General features: G+C 58.7%; 21 protein-coding genes and 1 other RNA gene. 6 read left to right on the forward strand and 16 right to left on the reverse strand.

The window, feature by feature from the left end; genetic code table 11:
• Positions 1 to 40: 40 nt before the first annotated feature.
• Positions 41 to 1,459 (reverse strand): RNA polymerase sigma factor, encoded by a 1,419-nt coding sequence (locus BBBR_RS05945; protein WP_003830657.1) that lies wholly within the window; start codon positions 1,457 to 1,459, stop codon positions 41 to 43.
• 202 nt (positions 1,460 to 1,661) lie between these two features.
• Positions 1,662 to 2,303: a DUF4192 family protein gene (locus tag BBBR_RS05950; RefSeq protein WP_003830656.1), complete on the reverse strand. Its 642-nt coding sequence runs from the start codon at positions 2,301 to 2,303 to the stop codon at positions 1,662 to 1,664.
• Positions 2,304 to 2,499: 196 nt separating this feature from the next.
• Here BBBR_RS05950 and BBBR_RS05955 point away from each other — a divergent pair, with 196 nt between their 5' ends.
• Positions 2,500 to 3,591, forward strand: coding sequence for a polyprenyl synthetase family protein (locus tag BBBR_RS05955; RefSeq protein WP_003830655.1), 1,092 nt, complete (start codon positions 2,500 to 2,502; stop codon positions 3,589 to 3,591).
• A gap of 114 nt (positions 3,592 to 3,705) precedes the next feature.
• Positions 3,706 to 5,853: a Stk1 family PASTA domain-containing Ser/Thr kinase gene (locus BBBR_RS05960; RefSeq protein ID WP_003830653.1), complete on the forward strand. Its 2,148-nt coding sequence runs from the start codon at positions 3,706 to 3,708 to the stop codon at positions 5,851 to 5,853.
• Positions 5,854 to 5,893: 40 nt separating this feature from the next.
• On the opposite strand, the gene BBBR_RS05965 is transcribed toward BBBR_RS05960, so the two are convergent.
• Positions 5,894 to 6,604 carry a lysophospholipid acyltransferase family protein gene (locus BBBR_RS05965; protein WP_025332326.1) on the reverse strand — a complete coding sequence of 237 codons (711 nt, stop codon included), beginning with the start codon at positions 6,602 to 6,604 and terminating at the stop codon, positions 5,894 to 5,896.
• Between the two features lie 60 nt (positions 6,605 to 6,664).
• Between BBBR_RS05965 and BBBR_RS05970 the strand changes: the two genes are divergently transcribed.
• Complete coding sequence (locus BBBR_RS05970) at positions 6,665 to 7,354, forward strand: hypothetical protein (RefSeq protein WP_032738326.1); 690 nt, start codon at positions 6,665 to 6,667, stop codon at positions 7,352 to 7,354.
• 90 nt (positions 7,355 to 7,444) lie between these two features.
• Here the strand turns inward: BBBR_RS05970 and trpD are convergent, their stop codons facing one another.
• From trpD to hpf, 3 genes are all read right to left on the reverse strand, one after another.
• Positions 7,445 to 8,491, reverse strand: a complete 1,047-nt coding sequence (gene trpD / locus BBBR_RS05975; RefSeq protein WP_003830650.1) for an anthranilate phosphoribosyltransferase — start codon at positions 8,489 to 8,491, stop codon at positions 7,445 to 7,447.
• A gap of 153 nt (positions 8,492 to 8,644) precedes the next feature.
• Positions 8,645 to 11,527, reverse strand: coding sequence for a preprotein translocase subunit SecA (gene secA / locus BBBR_RS05980; protein ID WP_025341805.1), 2,883 nt, complete (start codon positions 11,525 to 11,527; stop codon positions 8,645 to 8,647).
• Positions 11,528 to 11,688: 161 nt separating this feature from the next.
• A complete protein-coding gene (gene hpf, locus BBBR_RS05985) occupies positions 11,689 to 12,351 on the reverse strand; it encodes a ribosome hibernation-promoting factor, HPF/YfiA family (RefSeq protein ID WP_014483651.1) in 663 nt (220 codons plus the stop codon).
• A 276-nt stretch (positions 12,352 to 12,627) separates the two neighbouring features.
• On the opposite strand from hpf, the gene rnpB reads away from it, so the two are divergent.
• Positions 12,628 to 13,002, forward strand: an RNA gene (gene rnpB, locus BBBR_RS09915) — RNase P RNA component class A.
• 71 nt (positions 13,003 to 13,073) lie between these two features.
• On the opposite strand, the gene BBBR_RS05990 is transcribed toward rnpB, so the two are convergent.
• The 7 genes from BBBR_RS05990 to BBBR_RS06020 all read right to left on the reverse strand — a co-directional run bounded on the left by BBBR_RS05990 (position 13,074) and on the right by BBBR_RS06020 (position 20,406).
• On the reverse strand, positions 13,074 to 13,673 hold the full coding sequence (locus tag BBBR_RS05990) for a regulatory protein RecX (protein ID WP_003830647.1): 600 nt from the start codon (positions 13,671 to 13,673) through the stop codon (positions 13,074 to 13,076).
• On the reverse strand, positions 13,670 to 14,854 hold the full coding sequence (recA, locus tag BBBR_RS05995) for a recombinase RecA (RefSeq protein ID WP_014483649.1): 1,185 nt from the start codon (positions 14,852 to 14,854) through the stop codon (positions 13,670 to 13,672). The genes BBBR_RS05990 and recA overlap by 4 nt, the downstream gene beginning before the upstream one ends.
• 306 nt (positions 14,855 to 15,160) lie before the next feature.
• Complete coding sequence (locus BBBR_RS06000; protein WP_003830645.1) at positions 15,161 to 15,394, reverse strand: DUF3046 domain-containing protein; 234 nt, start codon at positions 15,392 to 15,394, stop codon at positions 15,161 to 15,163.
• 106 nt (positions 15,395 to 15,500) lie between these two features.
• Positions 15,501 to 16,019: a helix-turn-helix domain-containing protein gene (locus BBBR_RS06005; protein ID WP_003830644.1), complete on the reverse strand. Its 519-nt coding sequence runs from the start codon at positions 16,017 to 16,019 to the stop codon at positions 15,501 to 15,503.
• 59 nt (positions 16,020 to 16,078) lie between these two features.
• Positions 16,079 to 16,636, reverse strand: coding sequence for a CinA family protein (locus BBBR_RS06010; protein WP_003830643.1), 558 nt, complete (start codon positions 16,634 to 16,636; stop codon positions 16,079 to 16,081).
• 100 nt (positions 16,637 to 16,736) lie between these two features.
• Positions 16,737 to 17,372 carry a CDP-diacylglycerol--glycerol-3-phosphate 3-phosphatidyltransferase gene (pgsA, locus tag BBBR_RS06015; RefSeq protein WP_015438915.1) on the reverse strand — a complete coding sequence of 212 codons (636 nt, stop codon included), beginning with the start codon at positions 17,370 to 17,372 and terminating at the stop codon, positions 16,737 to 16,739.
• Positions 17,373 to 17,550: 178 nt separating this feature from the next.
• Positions 17,551 to 20,406: a DNA translocase FtsK gene (locus BBBR_RS06020; protein ID WP_003830641.1), complete on the reverse strand. Its 2,856-nt coding sequence runs from the start codon at positions 20,404 to 20,406 to the stop codon at positions 17,551 to 17,553.
• Positions 20,407 to 20,616: 210 nt separating this feature from the next.
• On the opposite strand from BBBR_RS06020, the gene BBBR_RS06025 reads away from it, so the two are divergent.
• On the forward strand, positions 20,617 to 21,366 hold the full coding sequence (locus BBBR_RS06025) for a Fic/DOC family protein (protein WP_033892489.1): 750 nt from the start codon (positions 20,617 to 20,619) through the stop codon (positions 21,364 to 21,366).
• A gap of 42 nt (positions 21,367 to 21,408) precedes the next feature.
• Here the strand turns inward: BBBR_RS06025 and miaA are convergent, their stop codons facing one another.
• Together miaA and miaB are read right to left on the reverse strand one after the other, a co-directional pair.
• On the reverse strand, positions 21,409 to 22,392 hold the full coding sequence (gene miaA, locus BBBR_RS06030) for a tRNA (adenosine(37)-N6)-dimethylallyltransferase MiaA (RefSeq protein WP_003830639.1): 984 nt from the start codon (positions 22,390 to 22,392) through the stop codon (positions 21,409 to 21,411).
• A 122-nt stretch (positions 22,393 to 22,514) separates the two neighbouring features.
• Entirely contained in the window at positions 22,515 to 23,966 is a 1,452-nt protein-coding gene (gene miaB, locus BBBR_RS06035; protein WP_016462777.1) for a tRNA (N6-isopentenyl adenosine(37)-C2)-methylthiotransferase MiaB, read from the reverse strand.
• A gap of 72 nt (positions 23,967 to 24,038) precedes the next feature.
• Between miaB and BBBR_RS06040 the strand changes: the two genes are divergently transcribed.
• A complete protein-coding gene (locus tag BBBR_RS06040; protein ID WP_003830637.1) occupies positions 24,039 to 24,839 on the forward strand; it encodes a GTP pyrophosphokinase in 801 nt (266 codons plus the stop codon).
• Here BBBR_RS06040 and BBBR_RS06045 read toward each other — a convergent pair.
• A complete protein-coding gene (locus BBBR_RS06045; protein WP_003830636.1) occupies positions 24,836 to 25,783 on the reverse strand; it encodes a DMT family transporter in 948 nt (315 codons plus the stop codon). The genes BBBR_RS06040 and BBBR_RS06045 overlap by 4 nt on opposite strands.
• Between the last annotated feature and the right edge of the window lie 121 nt (positions 25,784 to 25,904).

The following is a 25,904-nucleotide window of genomic DNA, read 5'->3' on the forward strand; positions in this document are numbered from 1 at the left end:
CAAACTCCTCGCGCAGTCGGCCTGCTAAGCGGGCCGACCGTCATTGATCCAGGAAGTCGCGCAGGGTCTGCGAACGGGACGGGTGGCGCAACTTGGACATGGTCTTGGATTCGATCTGGCGGATACGCTCTCGGGTCACGCCATATACACGGCCAATATCGTCCAAGGTCTTCGGCTGGCCGTCCTCCAAACCGTAACGCATCTTGATCACACCGGCCTCACGCGGAGACAGGGTTTCCAGCACCTGCTTGAACTGCTCCTGCAGCAGGGAGAACGCCACTGCATCGGACGGAGCAATGGCATCGGTATCCTCGATGAGATCGCCGAACTCGGAATCGCCGTCCTCACCGAGCGGGGTGTGCAGGGAAATCGGCTCGCGGCCGTACTTCTGCACTTCCTGCACCTTTTCGACCGGCATGTCCAGCTCGCGGGCCAGCTCGTCCGGCGTAGGCTCACGGCCCAGATCCTGCAGCATCTGGCGCTGCACACGGCTCAGCTTGTTGATCACTTCGACCATGTGCACGGGCACACGAATGGTACGGGCCTGATCGGCCATAGCACGGGTAATGGCCTGACGAATCCACCACGTGGCGTAGGTGGAGAACTTGAAGCCCTTCTTCCAATCGAACTTCTCGACGGCACGAATCAGACCAAGGTTGCCTTCCTGAATCAAATCGAGGAACAGCATGCCGCGGCCGGTATAGCGCTTGGCAAGCGAGACCACGAGTCGCAGGTTGGCCTCCAGCAGATGATCCTTGGCCTTTTTGCCGTCGGCGGCGGCCCACTTGAGTTCACGCTTGCGCTTGAACTCCATGCCTTCACTTTCGGTATCGAGCAGATGCTGGGCGTACAGGCCGGCCTCGATGCGCTCGGACAGGTCAACTTCCTGTTCGGCATTCAACAGGCTGACGCGACCAATCTGCTTGAGGTAGTCCTTGACCGGGTCGGCGGTGGCGCCTGCCGCAATCACACGACGCTTCGGATTGCCGGCGGGGATGATGTTCTCTTCTTCATCATCCGTGTCGGAAACCACATAAGCACCCTTTTCCTTGGGCTGCTCAGGAGCCTTCGATGCGGCCTTGCCTTCGTCTTCCTCGTCTTCGTCATCCTCATCGTCAATGTCTTCGTCGTCCGACTCGGCATCGGCATCTTCAAGATCATCGACGTCCTCGGATTCGACGTCGTCAAGATCCTCATCAAGGTTATCGACGTCAAGATCTTCCGGGTCATCGCTTTGGCTGATGTCGTTCTGAGGAAGCTCCTCCTCTTTCTTGACCTTCTTGGCCGAAGTCTTACGTGAAGTCTTCTCACCGGTCTTGGCAGCCGTGGTGCCCTTCGTGGCCTTGGTCTTCTTGGCGGAGGTCTTACGCGCGGTGGTAGAGCTGGCCTTCTTCTTGGTCTCGGTCTCCTCGCTGGACTCGGCTGTCTGCTTGGTTGCCGTCGTTTCCTTCGTGGCCAAAACTGCTCCTCCTGATCTCTTGCCTCGCAGTGCGCATACCACATGGGCACACTTCTGGCAAGGGCAAATCGTCAACTATGTGAGTAAACCACCCTCCACGGACGATTATTCCCATATCGAACAAGGTTCATGTCACTGTCCGAGCACGCCACTCTTCACACCGCCCCTTCAAGGCACAGCCGATTACACCATTTTGAGCCCTCTACCCCGAGCACCAAGCCGGCGCCACACCCCGCTGCGCAGCGGAAAACACCATGGCCGCCAGAGAACATTCCTCATCGAGCAATAGGCACTGCAGGGCCATGGTCACTGCTCGGGAATCGCCCAACCACCATAAGGTGTAGGCCGCCACAGCCAGTGGCTGTACACAATATGGCACTGGCGCCGCATCGGCTATATCGAGAAGCATGGCAATGCCTGCATGGCAGCGTTCCTTATCTGGCACGATGCCCTCGTCCTCGAAAGCCACAGTCAGCAATTCGCCCATACGACGCTTATTCCGTTTGCTGTGCGGACGTGCGGCAAATTCCATAAGTTGCGTTTTGGGGCATCGTTGTTCGTCAATAATCAGAGAGAGAATCAGGGCATCGCGTATCGAGAGCGTTTCATTCATGCCGACCGCGAACGCAGCCATAGTGTCACGATCCAATACCGTCTCCCCGCTGTCCAGATTGACCAGCCACTCATCCAGTGGATCCGACATCCAGTCGGCATCTGCCTGCTGCGGACCAAGCGTCTGCCTGGTCTCATGGAACAAACGAGAAAGTTCCTCCAAGGCATCGGCATCAAAAAGATTAGATTTGGATTCCGCATGTTTGCGGGTTTTCCGTTTCGCGTTCATCATGTCCTCCTCGACGTGATTTCCATGCCTCGCAAATTAAGGCTTTATCTTGTGTGCGCCCGCTCGAATGGGCGTATGCCCACTATGCATGAGCGGCGCCGTAAACCGGGCAAAAACCGACCTTTGTGGTTCCAGCTTCGCAACCCCCGGTTTTCCAACGTTCTTGTGTTCTTCATAACCTGTGGATAAGTTATTAGTCATGTGGACAACTGCTGACGACCTTGCAATCATCGAACCGCGCATCATACAGCTGGTGCGTGAGCTGACTGCCGCCCCTGATACCGATGAGGTATCCGACGCCTTGAAACCCGTGATGGCACAGGTCGTCGATCAGGCCGCAGCCTCCAGCCAGGGAGGCAAACGACTGCGGGCGTTGCTGACCCTGGATGCCTTCGATGCTCTGATGGCCCAGACCGGCAGCTCTACTCCTGATATGCGTGACGCCATGACTGATCTCGCGTGTGCCATAGAAGTATTTCAGACCGCTGCCCTGGTGCATGACGACATCATCGACGAATCCGATTTGCGCCGCGGCAAACCGTCCGCGCACCGTGCTCTTGAACAGGCTGTGCACAGTGGCGCCATCGGCCACGGGCTTGGTCTGATGCTTGGAGACATTCTGGCCACCGCATGCATCGAAATTGCGCGCCGGGCCGCGCGCCGTCTTGACAACACCGACGCCATCAACGAAGCGTTTCTGACCATGCAACGCGAAGTGGAAATTGGCCAGGTACTGGATCTCGCTGTAGAATTAACGCCACTCGAAGACCCGGATGCGTTGGTAGACGCCTCGCTGAACGTCTTCCGGTGGAAAACCGCAAGCTACACCACCATTGCACCGTTGCTGTTCGCTCTGCTGGCAGCCGGCGCTGACCCCGCTGAAGCATGGCAGCAGGCATTGGCGGTCGGACGGCCTCTTGGTCTGGCTTTCCAGCTTGCCGACGATCTTCTGGATGTTGTCGGTTCCAGCCGGAATACCGGCAAACCAGTGGGTGGCGATATCCGAGAAGGCAAGCGCACGGTGCTGCTGGCCGACGCACTGGCCGCAGCGGGTACGCAGGACCGGCAACAACTTATCGATTTGTTTGAGTCCGACGCTCGCACTGATGATCAGGTGGCATTTGTCATCGCGCTGTTCCAATCAACTGGAGCCGTCGAACGTTCCCGCAATCGTATTCACGCCTTGTGGCTGGAATCCCGCGCAGCAATCGCCAATCTCAATCTGGAACCCGAGGCCGAAAACCATCTGATTGCAGCCTGTGCACGGTTCGTTCCCGAAAATCTTCGTTAGGTTTCGCCGGGCAAAACACCCGTGAAAACTATGCGTCCGTGTTTCCAAAGCGTAGCCAGTGCCATGTAGACTAAACGGTGTTCAGTCTTATCAAAGGAACCGTGCAGTACAACCATGAGTGAGAACGAGCCCACACAGATGATTGAGGGACGCTACCGCATCGTGCGCAATATCGCCGAAGGCGGCATGGCCACCGTGTATGAGGCGGTCGATGAGCGTTTGGGCCGTACTGTGGCGATCAAGGTCATGCACACGCAGCTGGCACAGGGACCGCATCGAGATCAGTTCGTGGAGCGGTTCCGCCGTGAAGCCAATTCAGCCGCGGCCATCGCAAACCCGCATATCGTTCAGGTTTACGACACCGGTGAGTTCAATGGCCTTGATTTTTTGGTTATGGAATATGTGCATGGCGTCAATCTGCGCCATGAGATGAACGTTCAAGGCACATTCTCCGTCCGCGAGACACTGCGCGTTATCGCGGAAACGTTGGACGGCTTGGCTTCGGCACATCGTGCAGGCGTGGTACATCGTGATATCAAACCCGAAAACATCCTGATCAACGATCGCGGCCACGTTCAAATCACTGATTTTGGTCTGGCCAAGGCCGCCAGCCAAGCAACGCTGAGTTCCACCGGCATGCTGTTGGGCACTGCGGCCTATCTGGCTCCTGAAATGATCGAGAATAATCAGGCCACCCCACAAGGCGATTTGTATTCCGTGGGCATCATGGCTTGGGAGATGCTTGCCGGTAAAGTGCCTTTTGACTCCGATAATCCGGTCACGCTTGTGTTCAAGCATGTTCATGAGGATGTGCCGTCCATAGCCACGGTCTGTCCGGATATCGATCCATCCGTGGCCTCGTTCATTGCGCACCTGACTGCCCGCCAGGTCGAGGCTCGTCCTGCGAACGGCTCCGAGGCCGCCCAGGAACTTCGTCAATTGGCCGCCAAACTCCCTATGGAGGCATGGCAATATCGTTTGCATGTCGAGTCTGCGGATGCCGCCAGAACCGATGCTACCGCACCGGCTTTGGTTGGCGGACTGGTTTCGCCGGAGACCGCTCCTAGGCAGAGCTCTGGCACGCCCCCGGAGCCTCCCACCGCCCCGACCACCGCTTTCAATGCGTCTTCCGCACGAGAAGACCTTACGCAAGTCATGCCCAACCCCGGTAATGAGACAACGATTCTGGCAAAGACCGGGGATGATTTCGACCAGGTGCTCGCCGCTGAAGACGATGCCGGAAGCCCCGATGCCAAGCCAACGGACGGAAAGCGCAACAAGAAGCCGCTCATCATCGCCTTGGTAATTGTTCTGGTACTGGCTGTAGCTGCCGGAACCGGCGCATGGTGGTGGTTCGCAGGTCCCGGCAGCTATTGGAGTGTGCCCAAGCCCGATGACGTGACGTGTAAGGAGGACACCGAGTGCTCGTTGTCCGGTGCTGACTGGGCCACGTATGAGAGCACGCTGAAGGTGGCAGGAATCCCCTATAAGGCCGAGAAGCAGTACAGCGACGACATCGCCGAAGGCAAGATCGTCTCCGCCTCGGTGAGTGAAAACAACGCTGTTGTAGGCAGTCACGTCAGCAAGCGTCACAATCAGCAACTGACGGTGACGGTCTCGCAGGGTGTACACATGGTCACCATTCCGAACGATGTCCTCGATACGAATTCCGCGAACGGCAAGGACCCTCTGTCCGCGTTGAAGAAAGCGGGCTTCGACAACATCAAGCACGATGATTCGAAGGACGAGTATTCGCTGGATAAGCCGGAAGGCGCAGCGCTCAGCATAAGCCCCGACCCCGGCACCACGATCAAGCACAATGATGAAGTGACAGTGACGCTCAGCAAGGGTCCCATGCCTGTCAGCATGCCTGACGTAGTCGGCAAAACCAAGGATGAGATGCAAGCGGCATTCGATGAGCTCAAGCTCACCGCCAACATCACCGAACAATTCGATGACAAGATTGCCGCAGGCGAGGTCATCTCCGCTTCCCAAGACGCTGGCGCGCAGCTCAAATGGGGCGACAGCGTAGACGTGGTGGTATCCAAGGGACCTGAGACCACGGTGATGCCGAATGTGGTGGGTCAGCAGTATGACGCGGCAGCCGCACAGCTGAAGAAGCTGGGCTTCACTGTCAAGAAATCCGCACCGCTGGGCGACATTACCCATGTGGTGCGTATCCAGAGTCCCAATGCCGGAGAAACGGTGCGTCTACGCGACGAAAACGGCACTCCAACCGTTATCACGCTGACTGTGGTGTGAGAATCAAAAGCTCCCTCTGATGAGGGAGCTTCATTATGGGTTATTCTGCAGATGCTTCTTCTTCAGCGGCCTTCTGGGCTTTCAGCTCTTCCTTGACTTTCTGGGCGTACTCGTTCACGTACTCCTGGCCGCTCATCTTCTGGATTTCCGCGGAAATACGGTCGGTCAGCGAGCGCAAATCGTCATGGGTGATCTCGTCGTCGGTCTTCTTCTCAACCTCAATCGGCTTACCGTAAATCACCTGCGTCTTGCCTTTGGCTGGAATCACCGTGCCCGGCTTCTGCAGTTCGCGCGAACCGATAATAGCGGTCGGTACAATCGGACAACCGGTTTCAAGCGCAAGCCGTGCCACACCGGTGTGCCCCTTGTACATACGACCATCCGGGCTTCGCGTGCCCTCAATGTGGATGCCGAACAGGTGTCCATCTTCGATAATCTCACGTGCGTGCTCCAGAGCGCCAAGCGACTTGTTGCCACCGGAACGGTCCACGGGGAACACGCCCACGGAAGTGAACCACCACTTCTTGAACTTGCCCTTCAGTCCCTTGCCTTCAAAGTATTCGGCCTTGCCCATGAAGTGCACCATACGCGGGCAGGTAATCGGAATCAGCGCATCATCGATGACGGCCAGATGATTCGCGGCAATGATGGCACCGCCGGTGCGAGGCACATTATTGAGCCCCGATGCGGTGGGTCCAAGACGATGACGCGCGATGGGTCCAAGAACCTTGACGAAGAACCAGTAGAGCACTTAGCATTCCTCCCTCAAACGGACTGGCTATTGGCCGGCCGCTTGATTAGAGTGACAGTTATGACTGACAACCAGAATAGCAATGTCGACGGAGAGCAGCCAATCCCCACGCCGGGCAATGGACGAGATTCGGCCACGCCCGCGGATCCGCAAAAGGCAACCGATACCGGACATAACGCCAACGGCAACGGCGCCATGCCGTCCGGAAAGCATGACATAGGCAATCTGGATGACGCTTGGGCGGCGTTCGAGGCCGAGCACCAAGCCGATTTAAACGACGTGGCATCCTCCCGTCAGGCCAAGAAGTTCGAGAAGCAAGCCAAGAAACGAGAGAAGGAAGCATTGCTTTCAGTGGATGATCTTGACATTGGCTCGTTCACCGATGACGCACGCCCAGACCGAGGCCGTAAGGGTGGTCCGCGCGATTTCACCGGTTCCGGCTGGTTGGACACCGATAATGTCATGGATACCTATGATGACGGCGGCTTCACTCCCCCGAACCCGGATCTCGGGCCGGTCAAGGCATCTACGGTGCTGTTGGTGGCGTTGCTCATCATCGGTCTTGTCGGCGAGACGGTGATGATATTCGTTCCCGGATTAAACGCGATTCCCCTACTGGGCGCACTACTCAATATTCTCTTCGGGTTGGGCGTCATTCTGGGATTGGGCGGACTGGTCGCCAAGATCCTCAACCGCAAAGACCGTCCCGGCGACCAAGGCGGCTACTACGACGACGGAGCACGCGTATAGCGCTCTCAAGGACAATACGCAGCAGTAATTGGTCGACAATACCAATGAGGGGCCAACTGTTCAGCTGACCCCTCATTTTTTGAATTCAGTTCACGCCTTGGACTTGGCGGTTTCGATCCACTTGTTGAACAGGGCTTCGGCCTTGCCGGAGTCAACCGTTTCCTCAGCAAGCTTGTAAGCCTCTGCAAAGCGCTCGGCCAGCGTGCCATTGCCGACCAGATTGCCGTCGGCCACGATGGCGGAGGCAGCATTGAGCAGTGCGGTGGTACGGGACGGGATGTCCTTGCCGGCCAGGAAGTTCTTGAATGTGTTGGCGTTGACGTCCGGCACGCCGCCCTTGAGCTGGTCGACGGTGATCTTAGCCAGACCTAGATCCACGGTCGGATCGAAATCGGTTTCGGTGACTTTGCCATCACGAATCTCCCAGACGGAGACCGGACCGGTGGGCGCAAGCTCGTCCATGCCCTCGTGCGAGGTGTAAACCAGACCGGACTGCCCACGGCTGGCGTACACAGCGGCCATAATCGGGCTTACCTTGCGGTTGGCGCAGCCGATGGCCACGTGTGCCGGGTTGGCCGGGTTGGTCAGCGGTCCCAGAATATTGAAGACGCACGGAATGCCGAGCGCAGCACGAATCGGGCCCACGAAGCGCATGGCCGGGTGGAAGGTGCGGGCGAACGCGAAAGTGATACCCACTTCGTCGCCGACTTCGCCGACCTCTTCCGGCTTCAGATCCAGCGGCAGACCTAGGTCTTCGAGCACATCGGCAGCACCGCACTTCGAGGAGGCGGCACGGTTGCCGTGCTTGACAATCTTTACGCCAGCTGCGGCAGCAGCCACAGAACCCATGGTGGACAGGTTCACGGTGGCGAAGCCGTCACCGCCGGTGCCCACGATGTCAGTGGTCTCACCGGAAACGTTCAGCGGCACGGCGTGCGAGACCATGGCCTTGGCGGCACCACGCACCTCGTCGGAGGTCAGTCCCAGCTGCTGCTGCATGGCGAGCGCGGCGCCCACAGCGGTCGGGTTCGCATTGCCCTGCATCAGGTCGTCCACAAACCACTCCGATTCCTCAGCAGTAAGGTGGTCTCCCCCGACCAGCTTGGTGAGAATCGACTTCCATGTGATCTCGGCCATGATGCCCTCCTTGGCGTTTTGCTACGCCGTGTTATGTATATTCGCCGCTAATTGTAATGACTTCCCATTTCGCGGCCTTGAATCTTCCATATAGCAAAATTGGCTCCCCTCTTGAAGAGGGAAGCCAATGCCCAGTATTCAGCTAGAGATGTGTCACTTCTCGTTCTGGCCGTGGCACATCTTATACTTGCGGCCGGAACCGCACGGACACGGGGCGTTCTTGCCGGTGCCGGGGAAGGTGCGGCCGTCGGCCCACGGCGTCTTGAGCTCGTCGCTCTTCGGACGCTTGCTGGCCGGGACCTTGCCTTCGGCATGGCTGATTGGGGCGGGGCCAGCGACCGGTAGGGTGGATTCGCCGGACTCGGAGACGGCGGCGGATTCGGCGATGGCCTGCTTGGCGTCCTCTTCCTCGACCTCGCCTTCGGCGGCTTCGACCTCGGACTCGCCGTTCTCGTCGGGACCGGCGGCCACAGTGACGGAGTCGGCGGTCTCGTCGGATTCCTCGACCTCGTCAACGGCATCCTCGGTGGAGGCGACCTGCTTGACGTCGATGTGGAACAGCAGCTGGACGGACTCCTCCTTGATGGCCTCGATCATGGAGTTGTACATCTGGTAGCCTTCGCGCTGGTATTCGACCAGCGGGTCGCGCTGGCCCATGCCGCGCAGGCCGATGCCGTCCTTGAGGTAGTCCATCTCGTAGAGGTGTTCGCGCCACTTGCGGTCGAGCACGGCGAGCACCACGCGGCGCTCGAGGTCGCGCAAGCCGGTCTCGCCGATGGTCTCCTCCATTTCGCCGTACTGCTGCCTGGCGTCCTCGACGATCAGGTCGCGCACGGCCTCGACAGCCTTCGCACCCTTGAGGCCGCCGACGATCTTCCTGACCTCGTCTTCGTCGACCTTGGTTGGGATCACGGTGTTGAGCGCCTTGAACAGGCCCTCCCAATCCCAGTCCTTCGGTTTCTCGGATCCCTTGTTGGCACCCTTGATGTAGGACTCGACGGTGTCGGAAATGAAACGCAGGATGTCCTTGTGGATGTCTTCGCCCTTAAGCACGGCCTGACGCTCGGAGTAGATGACGGTGCGCTGCTTGTTCATCACGTCGTCGTACTTGAGCACGTTCTTACGAATCTCGTAGTTGCGGGATTCGACGGCCTTCTGTGCGGTGCGCACGCCCTTGGTCACGGACTTGGCCTCGATCGGCTGGCCTTCCTCCATGCCCTTGGCCATGACCTGGGCCACGAGCTGGGTGTTGAACAGGCGCATCAGATCGTCTTCCAGAGACAGGTAGAAGCGGGACTCGCCCGGGTCGCCCTGACGGCCGGAACGACCGCGCAGCTGGTTGTCGATTCGGCGGGATTCGTGGCGCTCGGTGCCAAGCACGTACAGGCCGCCAAGTTCCTTGACTTCCTCGTGCTCGTCCTTGACCTGGGCCTTGATCTCGTTCAGGGTGCCCGGCCAGCGCTTCTCGTACTCCTCCGGGGTGTCTTCCGGCGAGTAGCCCTCGGACTTGAGCTTGGCGTCGGCGAGGAACTCGACGTTGCCGCCGAGCATGATGTCGGTACCACGGCCGGCCATGTTGGTGGCCACGGTGACGGCGCCCTTGCGGCCCGCGACGGCCACGACGGCGGCTTCCTTCTCGTGCTGCTTGGCGTTGAGCACTTGGTGCGGGATCTTGGCCACGTCCAGCAGGGTGGAGACCACTTCGGAGCTTTCCACGGAGGCGGTGCCGAGCAGCACCGGCTGGCCCTTGGCGTGCCTCTTGGCCACGTCCTTGACGATGGCGGCCAGCTTCTCCTTCTTGGTGCGGAAGATGAGGTCGTCCTGGTCCTTGCGGATCATCGGCTTGTTGGTCTTGATCGGCAGCACGCCCAGCTTGTAGGTGTTCATGAACTCGGCGGCCTCGGTCTCGGCCGTACCGGTCATGCCGGCGAGCTTGTCGTACATGCGGAAGTAGTTCTGCAGGGTGATGGTGGCGAAGGTCTGGTTCTCGGCCTTGACCTCCACACCTTCCTTGGCCTCGATGGCCTGGTGCAGGCCCTCGTTGTAGCGGCGGCCCGGCAGGATACGGCCGGTGTGCTCGTCGACGATAAGCACCTCGCCCTGAGTGACGACGTAGTCCTTGTCCTTGAGGAACAGCTCCTTGGCCTTGATGGCGTTGTTGAGGTAGCCGATCAGGGCGGTGTTGGCCGGCTCGTACAGGTTGTCGATGCCGAGGAAGTCCTCGACCTTGGTGATGCCCGGATCCAGGATACCGACAACCTTCTTCTTCTCGTCGACATCGTAGTCCTCGTCGCGGGTGAGCTTCAGGACGAGCTTGGCGAACTGACGGTACCAGCGGGTCACGTCGCCTTCGGCCGGACCGGAGATAATCAACGGGGTACGGGCCTCATCGATGAGGATGGAGTCGACCTCATCGACGATGGCGTAGTGGTGGCCGCGCTGCACGAGGTCGGCCTTCTCCCAAGCCATGTTGTCGCGCAGGTAGTCGAAGCCGAACTCGTTGTTGGTGCCGTAGGTGATGTCGGCGTTGTACTGCTTGCGGCGTTCTGGCGGCTTCTGGTCGGTGATGATGCAGCCGACGTTCATGCCGAGGAAGCGGTAGATACGGCCCATCAGCTCGCTCTGGTAGCTGGCGAGGTAGTCGTTGACGGTGACCACGTGCACGCCTTTGCCCTCGAGGGCGTTCAGGTAGGTAGGCAGGGTGGCGACCAGGGTCTTGCCTTCACCGGTCTTCATCTCGGCGATGTTGCCCCAGTGCAGGGCGGCGCCGCCCATGAGCTGCACGTCGAAGTGACGCTGGCCGAGGGTGCGCTTGGAGACCTCGCGCACGGTGGCGAACGCCTCGGGCATGATGTCGTCCAGGCTCTTGCCGTTCTCGATCTGCTGCTTGAACTTCGGGGTCTGGGCCTTCAGATCCTCGTCGGAAAGGGCGGAGATCTCATCCTCCAGCGCGTTCACGGCCTTGGCCACGTTCTCCAGCTTCTTGAGCTGGTGGCCTTCGCCCATTCGCAGGGCTTTGTCAACAATATCGACCACAGGGTTCTCCCTTGACTGATTGAGTGGTGATGTCCGCGTACCAGAATACAGCCCATCACCGTCAGACATCGATATTTTTCGACCTATTTACAAAAAAATGGGCCGCTCCTTGCGGGAGCGACCCATTTCATATCAGCTGTCTACGTCAGCGAACCAGCAATTCAGTCCTTCTTGACGTTTTCCGGAGTGTCGATCTCGAACACGCCATAGCTCCAGCCGTGACGGTGGTAGACGACGGACGGACGTCCGGTCTCCTTGTTCACGAACAGGAAGAAGTCGTGTCCGATCAGTTCCATCTCGTACAGCGCCTCGTCGATGCTCATGGGCTCGGCGATGTGCAGCTTGCGACGGATGACAATCGGCGTATCCCCAACCTGGACTTCCACAGACTCGCCCGGGCCAAGATCGGAAGCCACTGCAGCCTGCGGACTGTTGTTCGGCTCCCCCTCCAGCTCCTCTGGCTCCGGCTCCGGGGCGATAACGCCCAGATCCACCGGCACCGGGTTCGCGTAGCCGCGACGGTGATCCTTGCGGCGATCACGGGTGCGGCGCAGACGCAGCGTCAGCTTATCAAGCGCCATGTCCAGTGCACTGAACTCGTCAGTGCTGGAAGCCTCGGCGCGGACCACAGTGCGTCCGGCGATAACGGTGATTTCCACGCGCTTGGCGGTATCGGCCTGACGCGGGTTGCCCTCATGAGTCAAAACAATCTGCGCACGCTGCGCATCCGGGGCGATAGCGGTCACACGATTCATCTTGGTCTCGACGACATCACGGAACCTTTGCTTGATCTGCGTGTGACGTCCAGTAACGACGATTTCCATGTTGACCTCCTCTAGTTCAAGCGGTTTCCCGCTATGTGTGCCGAACAGCATCATCACCGTCCGGGTAAGTTTCATTGTAGACGAACAACGGGTAAACAGCCGGAAACTCGCCCATAGAAATACGTTTATTTTCCGACTTTTATCTGCACCCCATCAGTGCCTATACTGGGTGTTTGGGCCTTGTTCCTCAGCGCCGTATTTTCGGACGGTTCGCCATTTCGCTATATTTTTCTTTTCGCCAGCCGGTTCTCTATGGCATATGTATAATTGCAAGCTTGAGACCTCTTGATGGCCGCGGCCGTGATCTTCATTGGGATCGGCTGAGGAACTTCCGGGCTCCATAGAGCACGATGGCGGATAACGTCCGCCCAGGGTGACCTGAGAGATAGCGCAGCAGAGAATAGACCGCCCGTCCTCGACGGGTAAGGGTGAAACGGCGGTGTAAGAGACCACCGGGCCTCTGGTAACAGCAGGCCGCATGGCAAGCCTCATCGGGAGCAAGGCCAAGCAGATGGCGGTAAGGGCTGCTCGCCCATGTCATCGGGTAGGCTGCTAGAGCCTGACGGCAACGTCAGGTCGAGATGGATGGCCATCCGTGCCGCGCGTTCGCGTACGGCATGACAGAACCCGGGGTATAAGAGGTCTCATTTATTCTTTTGCGGCTCCGCCGTGAGTCTCTCCCTCCGGCGCTACGCACCACCTCCCTCGTCAGAGGGAGGTTATTACGACAGTAATTCGGCGGCGACGCGGCGTAGGGTTTCGGGGCTGTGCCCTTTGCGCCCGCCCGCGGACCAGAACCGGCGCTGACGCACCTGCCGATCAAGTCCACGTGTTCTGCGGGCCACTCGACGCCCCAATTCCCATGCGGCATCTTCGAATACGCCTTGTTGTTCGGCCTCACCGCACACCTGCTCGGCGAGCCAGCGATCCACGCCTTTACGGGCGAGCTCCATCACCGCACCGCGCCTGCCCATCATGCGGCCGGCACAGTAGCGCACCGCCGATTCCGCATAGGCACGATCATCGATCAGTTGCACACGGATGAGGCGTTCAATGACCTCATTAACGATTTCTTCGTCATACCCTTTGCCAAGCAGTCGTTCACGCAGCGCACCGGACGAGCGCGGAGCCGCATCCAAGAGACGCAACGCCGCCTCACGGCAGGCATCTGCATCGTTGGAATCATCGGCAACCGCGCCCATACCTCGCCGAGCGAATCGATGGGACGACTCCGCATCGACGTTTCTTTCGCCCTGTTCGGCACGGCATCGTTCCTCCAACGCAACGGGATTGCGCTGAAGGAACGCTTCTGCACTAATCATGATCGGGCCTTGGCGCGAGACGACTTGGCGGCAGGCGCTGCAGTGGCCTTGGTGTCCTTGGCGGCATCGGCCGCAGCGGCCTCGCTGACTGCGGCAGCTGCAGCAGCGTCTTCGTCTTCGGCAAACTGATCGGCGGAACCGATCAAACCAAATTCTGCCTTGACCTTGTTTTCAATCTCTTCGGTGATGGCCGGGTTGTCCTTGAGGAACTGACGAACCTTCTCTCGACCCTGACCAAGCTGGTCGCCCTCATAGGTGAACCACGAGCCGGACTTCTTGACCACGCCGACCTGTTGGGCCATGTCGATGACCGAACCTTCGCGGGAGATACCTTCGCCGTAAAGCATGTCGAATTCGGCGGACTTGAAGGGCGGGGCCATCTTGTTCTTGACCACCTTGACGCGCGTACGGTTGCCCACCGCTTCATCACCGTTCTTCAAGGTCTGGATACGGCGAATGTCAAGACGCACAGAGGCATAGAACTTCAGAGCCTTGCCACCGGTAGTGGTTTCGGGATTACCGAAGAACACGCCGATCTTTTCGCGTAGCTGGTTGATGAAGATGGCGGTGGTACCTGCTTGGGCCAAGGCACCGGTCATCTTGCGCAGAGCCTGGCTCATGAGTCGGGCCTGCAAACCGACGTGGCTGTCTCCCATCTCGCCTTCGATCTCGGCCTTTGGCACCAGAGCCGCCACCGAATCGATAACGATGACATCAAGCGCGCCAGAACGAATCAGCATGTCTGCAATCTCAAGAGCCTGTTCGCCGTTGTCCGGCTGAGAAACGATAAGCGAATCAGTGTCCACGCCAAGTTTGCGAGCATAGGCCGGATCGAGCGCGTGCTCGGCGTCAATGTATGCGGCCACGCCACCCTTCTTCTGGGCATTGGCCACCACATGCAGGGCAAGCGTGGTTTTACCGGACGATTCGGGACCATAGATTTCCACGATGCGGCCCTTCGGCAGGCCGCCAATGCCCAACGCCATGTCGAGCGCGAGCGAACCGGTAGGGATTACTTCGACATTTTGCACGGGCTGATCGCCGAGGCGCATGGCCGAGCCCTTGCCGAAGCTTTTTTCGACCTGCGCCAAAGCAGTGTCCAGCGCCGCCTTGCGCTTGGGATCGAGCTCGTGCTTGGTCTCGGTTGCCGGATCTTGGGCCGGCTTGGTCTCAAGTGCCATGATCTTCTCCTTATCGAAGTCGTATGCGGGTGAACGCCTTCCACCGTATGGGAGGCCATCTCCCACGACAAGCCAAAACGACCATTGTGGTTCCAGCTTGCCCGATCACGCAAGACAAGAACCGCTTATTCCCGCCGAAACGGGCGATTCGCATCTTGACATATACGGCGTGCCTATCCGTCACTGTGGATAACTATAGCCACACAAGCGAACATTTGTTCGAATTTGTGCAACGACACGCCGGCGAGTATCGTTCCTCGACCCAACCAATGAAATCGACCGCCCAGCGCCACAGCATAGAGCCCACTACGCAGCGGGCAGCGGCGGCGCGTTATGGTCACGGCCCCAACGCTTGGAATCAGGAATCTCCATCTGATCGCAGAGCACGTTCCAAATCACGCGAGGCTCCTCCCCCGCGTCCAAAGCCTCAAGAACGGTCATATTCGCCAGCTGCGGCATACGCTGATCCCGGGCCAGAGACCGGCCATAGCTACGACCGAACACTTCTTCAAGCAGCTCCCAAAATTCCCGTTCACGCATACCCGACAGTGTGCCACCACCCGCCGGACAGAAAAACCCGCACCGCCAAACGGCGATGCGGGTCAACAACTCAGGAGGACGTTCCCGCCCCTCATCTCCCACACGATTAACGTTCGACGGACTCGAGGTAATCGGCCACCATACGCAGCATCTGTGCAGTTGACACGCCCAGCGCATCGGAAATGGAGCTCAGCAATTCGGAGCTGGCTTCCTTCTGACCACGCTCGACCTCGGACAGATAGCCCAGCGAGACGCCGGCCTTCTCGGACACCTCACGCAGGGTGCGGCGATCACGCGTACGCAGATCACGCAGCACACGGCCGATAGCACCACGCAAAGAAACCTCACGTGGCTCCTCCTCGGCCACCGCGGTCTCGGCAACGGCATTGGGCTGGTATGAGGCGGATTCCTGCTCCTGCCGCATACGGTCACGAGCCGCCTGACGTTCATCCTTGGCCTTCTTTGCGGCCTGGGCCTTGAGCACCTGCTGCTGCGCAAACATCACTGCGCGGCGCTGGGCCGGGGTCAATTCACGCATACGGGCGACACCCGGCTGTACCGCCATCGGCTTCTTAGCGGACACTTCCATTTGTTCGTTCACTCGGGTCATCGTTTCCATCGCCATAGCCCCTTCCAAGGTCGGTTCAGTGTTTCCACTTAGTACAACACGATGACCCCGCGGTTTTATTCCTTAAAACTTGCTGTGAATAGACTCAAGTTTTGCAGAATATGAAATACGGTTTGGCGGCGAACCTCCTCGCGGGTGCCACTCAAACGCAATTCGACGGCCTTGACTATCTCGATGCCATCGTCAGCAAGAGTCGCAGGGATACGTAAACCCACATAGACCAGACCAGCGGGCTTATCGCCGTCCGGGCCGGGACCGGCTACCCCGGTGGTGGATAGCCCGATAACGCAATCACCGTATTCCGGCTGCCCATATAACCGCGCAGCGCCAGCCGCCATCTGACGCGCAACTTCGGGATGCACGGCACCCTCGCGCTCCAGCAACGATCGGTCAACATGCAGAATCGAGGCTTTGGCCTTGATGTCATAGGTGACGGCCGACCCCAGCAGCACATTGGAAGCGCCGGGAATACGCACAAAGGCATCGGAGAGCAGACCTCCGGTCAGCGATTCGGTGCAAGCTATCTTCGCGCCGCAAGTCTCGCAGACGGCAAGTATGCCCGCAGCAAGCTCGTCGCAGGATTGCTGCAGCTTCTCATTAGCGCTATCAGTCATATGCGGCCTTCCTTTTCCAACCTATGCAACGCCTATACAACAATGGGATGCGGCGGCAGGCCATATCCCATCAATGCCATACGTTACACGAATGATTCCGTCACTGCTTCTTGGTGCCGACGAACGTGTTGTACAGGTATATGACGCCCGAGTAGAGGCACAGCACCAGAGCCACATAGATAATGGCATAGGTCAGAAAGTAGTAGGCGGTCATCCAGAACGGCGTGCTCTGGCCGCTACCCAGAGACCACATCGGCAACAACAGCATGGCAAGACCCACACATTCAAACACGGTCTTGAGTTTGCCGGGCCATGCAGCGGCGATAACCTTGCCGCCGGGGCGTTCCATCACAAAGAAACGCATCACCGTAATGCCGATTTCGCGAATCAGGAACAGAATGGTGACCCACCAGGCGAGCTCACCAAACGCAGAGCATACGATCATCGCACCGCAGGTAAGCAGCTTATCCGCAATCGGGTCCATCAGCTTGCCCATTTCGGTGACCTGGTTGTATTTGCGGGCCATCCAACCGTCAATCTTATCGGTGGAGGCGGCGATGATGAACAGCACCGCAGCCACCCAACGCATGGTGAGGTTATTCGCGCCCCACTCACCTGCCATGATGTCGAGTACCAGGAAAATCACCACGAGCACAATGCGCGAGTAGGTGACCAGGTTCGGCGGCGCGTTCCATCCGTCGAACAATGATGATTTGGGCGTTGACTGCTTGTCCATTGTGTTCTCATCCATAGTGTTCACGTTACCCCCACACTTCTACCTTAGGTGGGTATTGGCTGGAGATTGACGGTTATTCTTCGGAAATCAGACTGTAACCCAGCGTCTGTGCAATTACGCTTCTCTCCCTCCGCCCCTTCGGGGCACCTCCCTCAGCAGAGGGAGGCCAAAAGATGATTCACTCACCAAGCTCGGGCTGCTGAGGTGCCGAGGATTCCAGCGAGCTGGTCTCTCCTCGGATAAAGGCGAGCACCTGCGGCAAATCCTGCGGTTGGACGAGCACCGCACGAGCCTTGGATCCCTCGGAGGGGCCGACCACGCCACGTGATTCCAGCAAATCCATAAGGCGTCCGGCTTTGGCAAAGCCCACTCTGAGCTTGCGCTGCAACATCGAGGTGGAACCGAACTGGGTGGTGACCACAAGCTCGGCAGCCTGCAGCAGCACGTCCATATCATCGCCGATCTCCTCGTCGGGCTCCAGGCTGTCCTTCTTCTCAGCCTCCTTGGCCATCTGTTCGATGTCCTCGCGATACTTCGGCTTGCGCTGCGTGCGCACGAATTCCACGGCTTTGCGAATCTCGGATTCGGAAACCCACGAGCCCTGCACACGAATCGGTTTGGCGGAACCCATCGGCAGGAACAGGGCGTCACCCTGACCAATCAGAGTTTCGGCACCGACCGTGTCAAGGATGACTCGCGAATCGGTGGCGGATGAGGTGGCGAACGCCAGTCGGGAAGGAATATTGGCCTTGATCAGACCGGTGACCACATCCACGGACGGCCGCTGGGTAGCGAGCACCAGATGCACGCCGGCGGCTCGCGCCAGCTGGGTGATGCGCTGGATAGAGCTTTCCACGTCGTTCTTGGCCACCATCATCAGATCGGCCATCTCGTCGACCACCACGAGAATGTACGGATATGGGGCCACCTTGCGCTGGGAGCCTGCCGGCGCATGTACTTTGCCGGCACGCACGGCTTCATTGAAGTCCTTGACATGGCGGAATCCGAAGTATTCCAAATCGGAGTAACGCGCATCCATCTCCTTGACCACCCATTCGAGGGCCTGTGCGGCCTTCTTCGGATCGGTGATGATAGGAGTGAGCAGATGGGGAATGCCCGCATAGGCGGAAAGCTCCACACGCTTGGGATCGACCATAATCAGGCGCACCTGTTCGGGCGTGGCGCGCATGATCAGCGAGGTCAGCATCGAGTTGATGAAGCTGGACTTACCGGAACCGGTGGCACCTGCCACCAACAGATGCGGCATCTTGGTCAGATCAGCGGTTACGAAATGACCTTCGACATCCTTGCCTATGCCGGTAATCATCGGGTTCGGGTCGTTCACGGCCTTATCGGAACGCAGCACGTCGCCCAGATGCACGATCTCACGATCCTCGTTCGGGATTTCGATGCCGATGGCGGATTTGCCGGGAATAGGCGAAAGGATGCGCACATCGGAACTGGCCACCGCATAGGCGATGTTGCGTTGCAGGTTGGTGACTTTTTCCACCTTGACGCCGGATCCAAGCTCGACCTCATACTGGGTGACCGAAGGGCCTCGCAAGAATCCGACAACCTTGGCATCCACCTTGAATTGCTCAAAGGTGGAAGTCAGCGCCCGAATCACGCGGTCATTTGCCGGCGTGCGCATCGCGTGGGGCTGCCCCCTGGTCAGCAAGCTCAGGTCAGGCAGCTGGTATGGCTTATTGGCATCGTCCTCAGCATCGTTCCCATTGGCAGCGTTTGGCTGGCCATCGGTATTGGGGATGCCTTGGCCCACGCCGCTGCCATCCGCATTGGCTCCCGTATAAGCGCCGGTGGCATCATCCCCGGCTGCCGCAACGGTGGCCATATCGGTTTGCGTGGCGCTGGGTGCCCATGGGTCATTTGTCGCCGGCCCGCTGGGCATAACGACAGTATGGTCGGCAGCAACCGCACTCGTAGGAGCGGCATCGGCGGCAGCCATGTCTCCGACGGCATGCGAGGCACCCTCATAGGCCGAGGATGCGATGGTCCGACCTCCCGTGATTTCGCCGGTTGCCGTATCTACCACTGGAGTTTCCGCAGCGGCGCCATGCTGGCTGGCCGCACGGTCGAAGGGATTGTCGGCGGCATACCGATCAAGGGTCTGGTCGTCCTCCGTCTTGGGTTTACGTCCAAACAGCCGAGCGAAGAGACCCGGTTTGGCCGTACCGGACTTGTTCTCTCCATCAGACTCCTCATCGGTGCCATCATGCGCGGGCACGCCTTCGGCAAAAGCGAGCGTGGAGTCTCCAACACGAACCTCGTTGGGGAACTGATTGCCGTCATCCGGCTCCTGGCCCTTGGGCACATACGGCTTGCGCTGGATCTTGGCGGATAGCTTACGAGCGTCTTCCGGTATATCGGTCACATGGGTGCCGGTAATCATCAGCAGGGAAAACAATCCGACAACTACGAACACGATAATCGCGAATACATTGGATAGACCCCAAGCAAGCGGCGAGCCAAGGAAAAAACCCAGTAGTCCGCCTGCAGATTGCAGAACCGCGATATTGAAGGATGTATGGCTAGACGCGATGGCCACATCAAGAATCGAACAGACGGACCACATCAGCAGCACCCAACCGGTGACCACACGTGGATTGTTGGATCCCTTGCCTGAGTTGCGCATCAAACGAATGGCCACAGCGGAAAGCAGCACCGGCAGCACAACACTCATCAGCCCGAGCACGCCAGACGCTATGGCATGCAGCAGCTGGCCAAACACTCCGTCAACACGAAACCATTCGGAAGCGCAGAACAGTACGGCGAGCACGAGCAACAGGAAGCACAGGCCGTCACGACGGTAGGCGGGATCGTACTCACCGACGCCGGTAACCGCACGTACGCCGGCGCCCAAGGCACGCGGAATCGCAAGCAGGACCTTCTTCCATGTGGGCTCAACATCAAGGTCGAACTCAGGTTGGACCTTGGTCTCGCCATCATGGGTGGAGTTCCCGCCGCCTTTGGATTTGCGGCCATTATTGCTGTTGGAGGATGCTGTTCGTGCCATATCGTGACTGATTCTACTAGGACGGGGGCTCATGGCCGGTGACGACACCGTGACAATGCAGGATAAGCGAAATCACCGGTCACTGTTTCAGCGATTTCATCGCGGCCATTCCCCTATCAACGTCGGATATACCCTATGATGGGTTGCATGACACCCGCAGAGCGTGCGAGCGCAGTCGCATTTGCACTGAAGAACTGCGCACTGGAAGCTATGACGCCGGGCGAGGCAACGATGCGAGCCGCGGCCTCCTACGAACGCGGTTTGGAAGCCGTGACTCATCTCATTGATGTGGCCGATGAGCAAACCGCTATGCGTTTGCGTGCCGCAGCGAGTTCCGCGGGCACGGATCGTTTGGCTGCAGGCAGTCTTGATGATCACGCCACGGATCGTGCCGATGCCGTGTTCGCCCGTACCGTGTTGCTGGCGGAACGTCGCTGGAACCCTTCAGGCGATTTGGATGAGTTGATCGCCATACACAAGGATCTCTTCGAGGGCGTGTTCGAGGATGCCGGCAAGCTGCGTACGTCCAATACCACGCGTGAAGTGACCAATGACCGTGAGCGTGCCGCGAATCCTGAGGCGTTCTTCCCGGCTGGTCTGATTGAGACCGGCGCGCATAATATCGCGACGGAATTGGCTGACAAACGCAACCTGCATGCCATGGATCGCGATGTGTTCGTACATGCGTTTGCGTCGCTGTATGACGAATTAGGTTATCTGCATCCGTTCCGGGGTGGCAATGCCATGGTGCTGCGCATATTTGGCTCACGGCTGGCTCATGATGCCGGGTGGGATCTTGATTGGGGCGAGGTGACACGCGAGGAATACCGTTCCGCCAAACACATGGCCTATCGCGGTGACATCTCCGCATTCGAGGATATGTTCGACCGTATTCTGCGTCCCGCCAATCCAACGCGCGTATTCCTTATAGCCGGTTGGAACCAAGGACCAGCACACTGATTTCCTGTACGTGTCTCCCCTCGAAGAGGGGAGACACGTGATTTATGCTGCGATATCTCCCAGATGATGTTGGGTATATTCGTCGGCACGGGCGTCAATGGGGTCATAGTCGCCGGCATCGGCATGCGCGATGATGGCCATCGCATTGTCGACCAGCTTCGGGTTCAGCGCCTGCAGCCAATGGATGCGAGGGTCGCGGCCGAACCAACCCATCTGCTTGCGGGCCAACCGCTTGGTTTTCTGCGCGATATCGGCAAACGCTTCGTTCACGTCCCAGATGCCGTCCAGTAGGTCGATGACCTGCTGATAACCGAGCGCGCGCACGGCGGTGGCGCCCAAATGAGGGCGGATACGTTCGACTTCCTTGATAAATCCATCGTCATACATCTGCTTGGTGCGCAGGTCGATGCGATGATCCAAATTCGGACGATCCAGATCAAGACCGATTTGGACGGAGGGAATCACATAACGGTAGCGCGGCAAGCTTGCCGAATACGGTTTGCCAGTAAGCTCGATGACTTCAAGTGCGCGAATGGTGCGTCGCGGGTTGCGCGGATCCATGCGCGCGGCGGCTTCGGGGTCTTTATCCCGTAATTCGTCGAACAGCACGCCCGCCCCCTCGGTTTTTTCGCGTTCCTCGAGCCGTTTGCGCACATCAGAATCAGTGCCGGGAAAAGTAATGTCGTCAATGGCCGCCCTGGCATACAGCCCTGAACCGCCCACGAGAATCGGGCGGATATCGCGCGATTGCAGATCGGTGATGGTCTGCCGGGCAAGTTGCTGGAAACGAGCGACGGTCATCGTGTCTTCCGGGTCGATGATGTCGATGAGGTGATGAGGTACTGCCGCCTGTTCTTCAGCGCTCGCTTTCGCGGTGCCGATATCCATACCGCGGTACATCTGGTAGGCGTCCGCGTTCACGATCTCGGCCCGCTCCCCCGCCTCGGCCAACCGCTTGGCAATGGCGATGCCAAGCCCGGTCTTGCCTGAGGCAGTAGGCCCTACAATGCTGACGACTCGCTTCATGTTGTTTTCCCCTCGTACACTTTTGCTCGTACCGTAACTCCCCTCAGTCCGCTTCGCGGCCGGCTCCTCTCAGAGAGGGGAGCCGAGAACTTGCAGTTCCTCTCTCTGAGTGGAAAACCCTCTCAGTGTCGTACCGAGTAGGTCTGCCCTTGAGCAAGGTCAGGGTCGGCGATGAGATTGTGGCGACCGGCATGGGTGACGGTGGCCGTCACGAAGTCGCCAATCTGCGGCATGGGCTGACCCTCGGGCACGCCGATATGCACCAGCACGCCGGTCTTCTCGCGGCCGGTGACTCGATGGGTGTCGGCATCCTTCTTGCCCTGAGTACCGGTGATCATCACTTCAACGTCACGGCCTTCGAAGGACTGCAGATTCTCCGCGGTGATCTGTTCCTGCAACGCCACCAGTCGGTTGAAACGATCCTGGACCACATCGTGCGGCACCTGTTCCATCTCGGCGGCCGGCGTGCCCGGACGCGGCGAGTAGATAAAAGTGAATGCGGAAGAGAACCGCGCTTGACGCACGACATCCAAGGTCTGCTGGAAATCCTCTTCGGTCTCTCCGGGGAAGCCGACGATGATGTCGGTGGAAATCTGCGCATCCGGCATGGCCTGACGCACCTTCTCCAGAATCGTCATGAACTTGGATGCGCGGTAGGAACGGCGCATGGCCCGCAGAATCTTGTCGGAGCCTGACTGCAGCGGCATATGCAGCTGATGCATCACGTTCGGGGTCTCAGCCATGGCTTCAATAACGTCATCGGTGAAAGCGGCCGGATGCGGCGAGGTAAAGCGAACACGCTCGAGCCCATCAATCGTGCCGCAAGCACGCAACAGTTTGCTGAAGGCGTAGCGGTCACCGATGCCATATCCGAAGGAATTCACGTTCTGCCCGAGCAGGGTGACTTCCTTGGCGCCGTTGGCCACGCACTGGCGCACTTCGTCAAGAATGTCTCCCGGACGGCGATCCTTTTCCTTGCCTCGCGTGGTCGGAACGATGCAGAACGTGCAGGTGTTGTTGCAGCCCACGGAAATCGCCACCCACGAACTCACGCGGGAAGCCCTGGCCGCAGGCAGTTGGCTTGGGAACTGCTGAAGCTGGTCATCGACCTTGACCTGCGGAGTATCGGTGGCACGGTTCTGGTTGAGCAGTTGCGGCAGGTCGCCGATGTTCTTGGTGCCGAATACCGCAGCGACCCATGGCGCCTTATTGGCGATTTTTTGGCGGTCAAGCTGAGCCATGCACCCGCCAACGGCAATCTGCAGGTTCGGGCGTTGACGCTTCATCTCCGCCCACAGGCCCACCGTGCCATACATGCGTTCGGCAGCGTTCTCACGCACCGCACAGGTGTTGAGCACAATGAGATCGAGGTCATGGTCATTGACCTGTTCCTCGGTGGCCGGCACATAACCATCTGTCTCGAGCACGCCGGCAATGCGCTCGGAATCATGCACATTCATCTGACAACCGAGGGTATGGATGTGGAACACGCCCTTGCCGCGTTCCTGTGTTGTAAGGTGCTCATCGGATTCAATCGAGGCGCGCTCCGCCTCGGTCATCATGTCTTCGTTCATAATGATCGATTCTATCGGCCGGGTTCGTCATGATGCGCGGCAGCGGTCCGCACCAACTGGAGAAACCGGTACATGGAGTATCTTGGGAGATTCCCCGGAAACTCCCATATCGGGCAGCTTGAGCCGAGTATATTGATTGACGTGATACTTGACCGACATAGCCGACTGAACACTTCCGACCTGCAAGCCCGACTGAAGACGCTGGACTTGCCCGGCGGCATCTTCAACACCGAGCAAGTCACCGAATTCGTGGATCAGATGCAGGTATATGAAGGCGCAATGTACGAAATCAGCACCAAGCTGGAAATCCTCGATGACGAGTTCCAGGTGCGATTCAGCCATGATCCGATACATCATATGGAACGGCGTCTGAAATCCGTGAACTCGATTATCGGCAAGCTGGAACGCAAGGGACTGCCGCTCAGCGTCAATTCCATCAAAGACAACCTGTTTGATGTGGCCGGCATCCGCGTGATCTGCAATTATCGCGATGACGTGTATTCCGTGTCGAACTACCTGTCGTCGCAGTCCGACATTCAGGTGCTGCGGGTCAAGGATTACATCAAGAATCCAAAGCAGAACGGATACCGTTCACTGCACGTCATCTATGCGGTGCCGGTGTTCCTGTCTTCAGGCGCGCATTACACGCCGGTCGAAGTGCAGTTCCGCACCATCGCCATGGATTACTGGGCATCGCTGGAACATGCGCTGCGATACAAAACCGACCTGCCGGACGCCAAACTAAATGAGCATTCGCAGACGCTGCTCGACTGCGCGCGATCCTTGCAGAACATCGAAGTGCAGATGCAGAACATTCACCGCGATATTAACGGCGCACCGCAGGTGGGCGAAGCTCCCAAGACCACAGACTAGTCTTTTCTCAGGAATTTTGGCAGTTTGGCAGGGGCCTGCGCCAGCAGAGTGCCAATGAAGATCAGCGCACAGCCAAGATATCCACGAGGAGTCATCACCTCGCCAAGCAGCAGCGCGCCGCCGACCGCGGAGAAAAACGATTCCAGGCTCATCAACAGGCTCGCGCGAGTCGGCGGCACCCACTGCTGACCAACCACCTGCAACGTGTAGGCGATGCCCACCGAACCGAAGCCAGCATACAGAATCGGAATCCAGGAATGCGCGGCACCGGCCCAATCGACCGAGCCCTCAATCAAGGAACCAGTCCAACTCAACACGGCGGTAGTACAGAACTGCCCGAATGAAAGTTTGATGGCATCCACTTTGGCACCCAGCGTGTCGATGACCAAGATATGCACGGCAAACAACACGGCAGTAAAGACCAGCAGAATATCCGACAACCCGATTGAACCGAATCCGTCAGTGATGCACAGGAAGTAAAAGCCCGCGATAGACAATGCCACGGCCGCAAACACCAGCACGCCGATGCGCCGACGTAGGAACACAAATGCCAGTAACGGCACCATCACGATATACATGGCGGTAAGGAATCCCGCGCGCCCGGCTGATTTACCGTACAGGATGCCATATTGCTGTAAAGTGCTGGCGGTGAAAAGCACAATGCCGCAAATCACGGAAATGATAATCGGGTTGGCGAGCAGACGAATCGCAGGCGATGAGGTCTGAACCAACTGATCTCCCGCACCGACTGCCGCGGTGTCGGCAGCTTCACTGGTACTGCTGCTCCCCCGACCACGCTGCCACAGCAGAATCGGCACCAATGACAATGCACCTAGCGTGAAGCGGGTGGCATTGAAGAACATGGGGGACATCGAATCCATGCCCTGCACCTGCGCCACAAACGCAAAGCCCCAAATCAGCGCGGTCAGCAACAGGCACAACATACCCACAAGTTCTTGTCTTTTCACGGGGAGTCAGCCTACCGCCCAGATGTGTCGGGCATGAAAAAGCCCGGCCACATTGTGGTCGGGCTTGATGCGGTCGTATGCCGCGAATCAGTTCATG

The sequence above is a fragment of the Bifidobacterium breve DSM 20213 = JCM 1192 genome, assembly GCF_001025175.1.
Lineage (GTDB): Bacteria > Actinomycetota > Actinomycetes > Actinomycetales > Bifidobacteriaceae > Bifidobacterium > Bifidobacterium breve.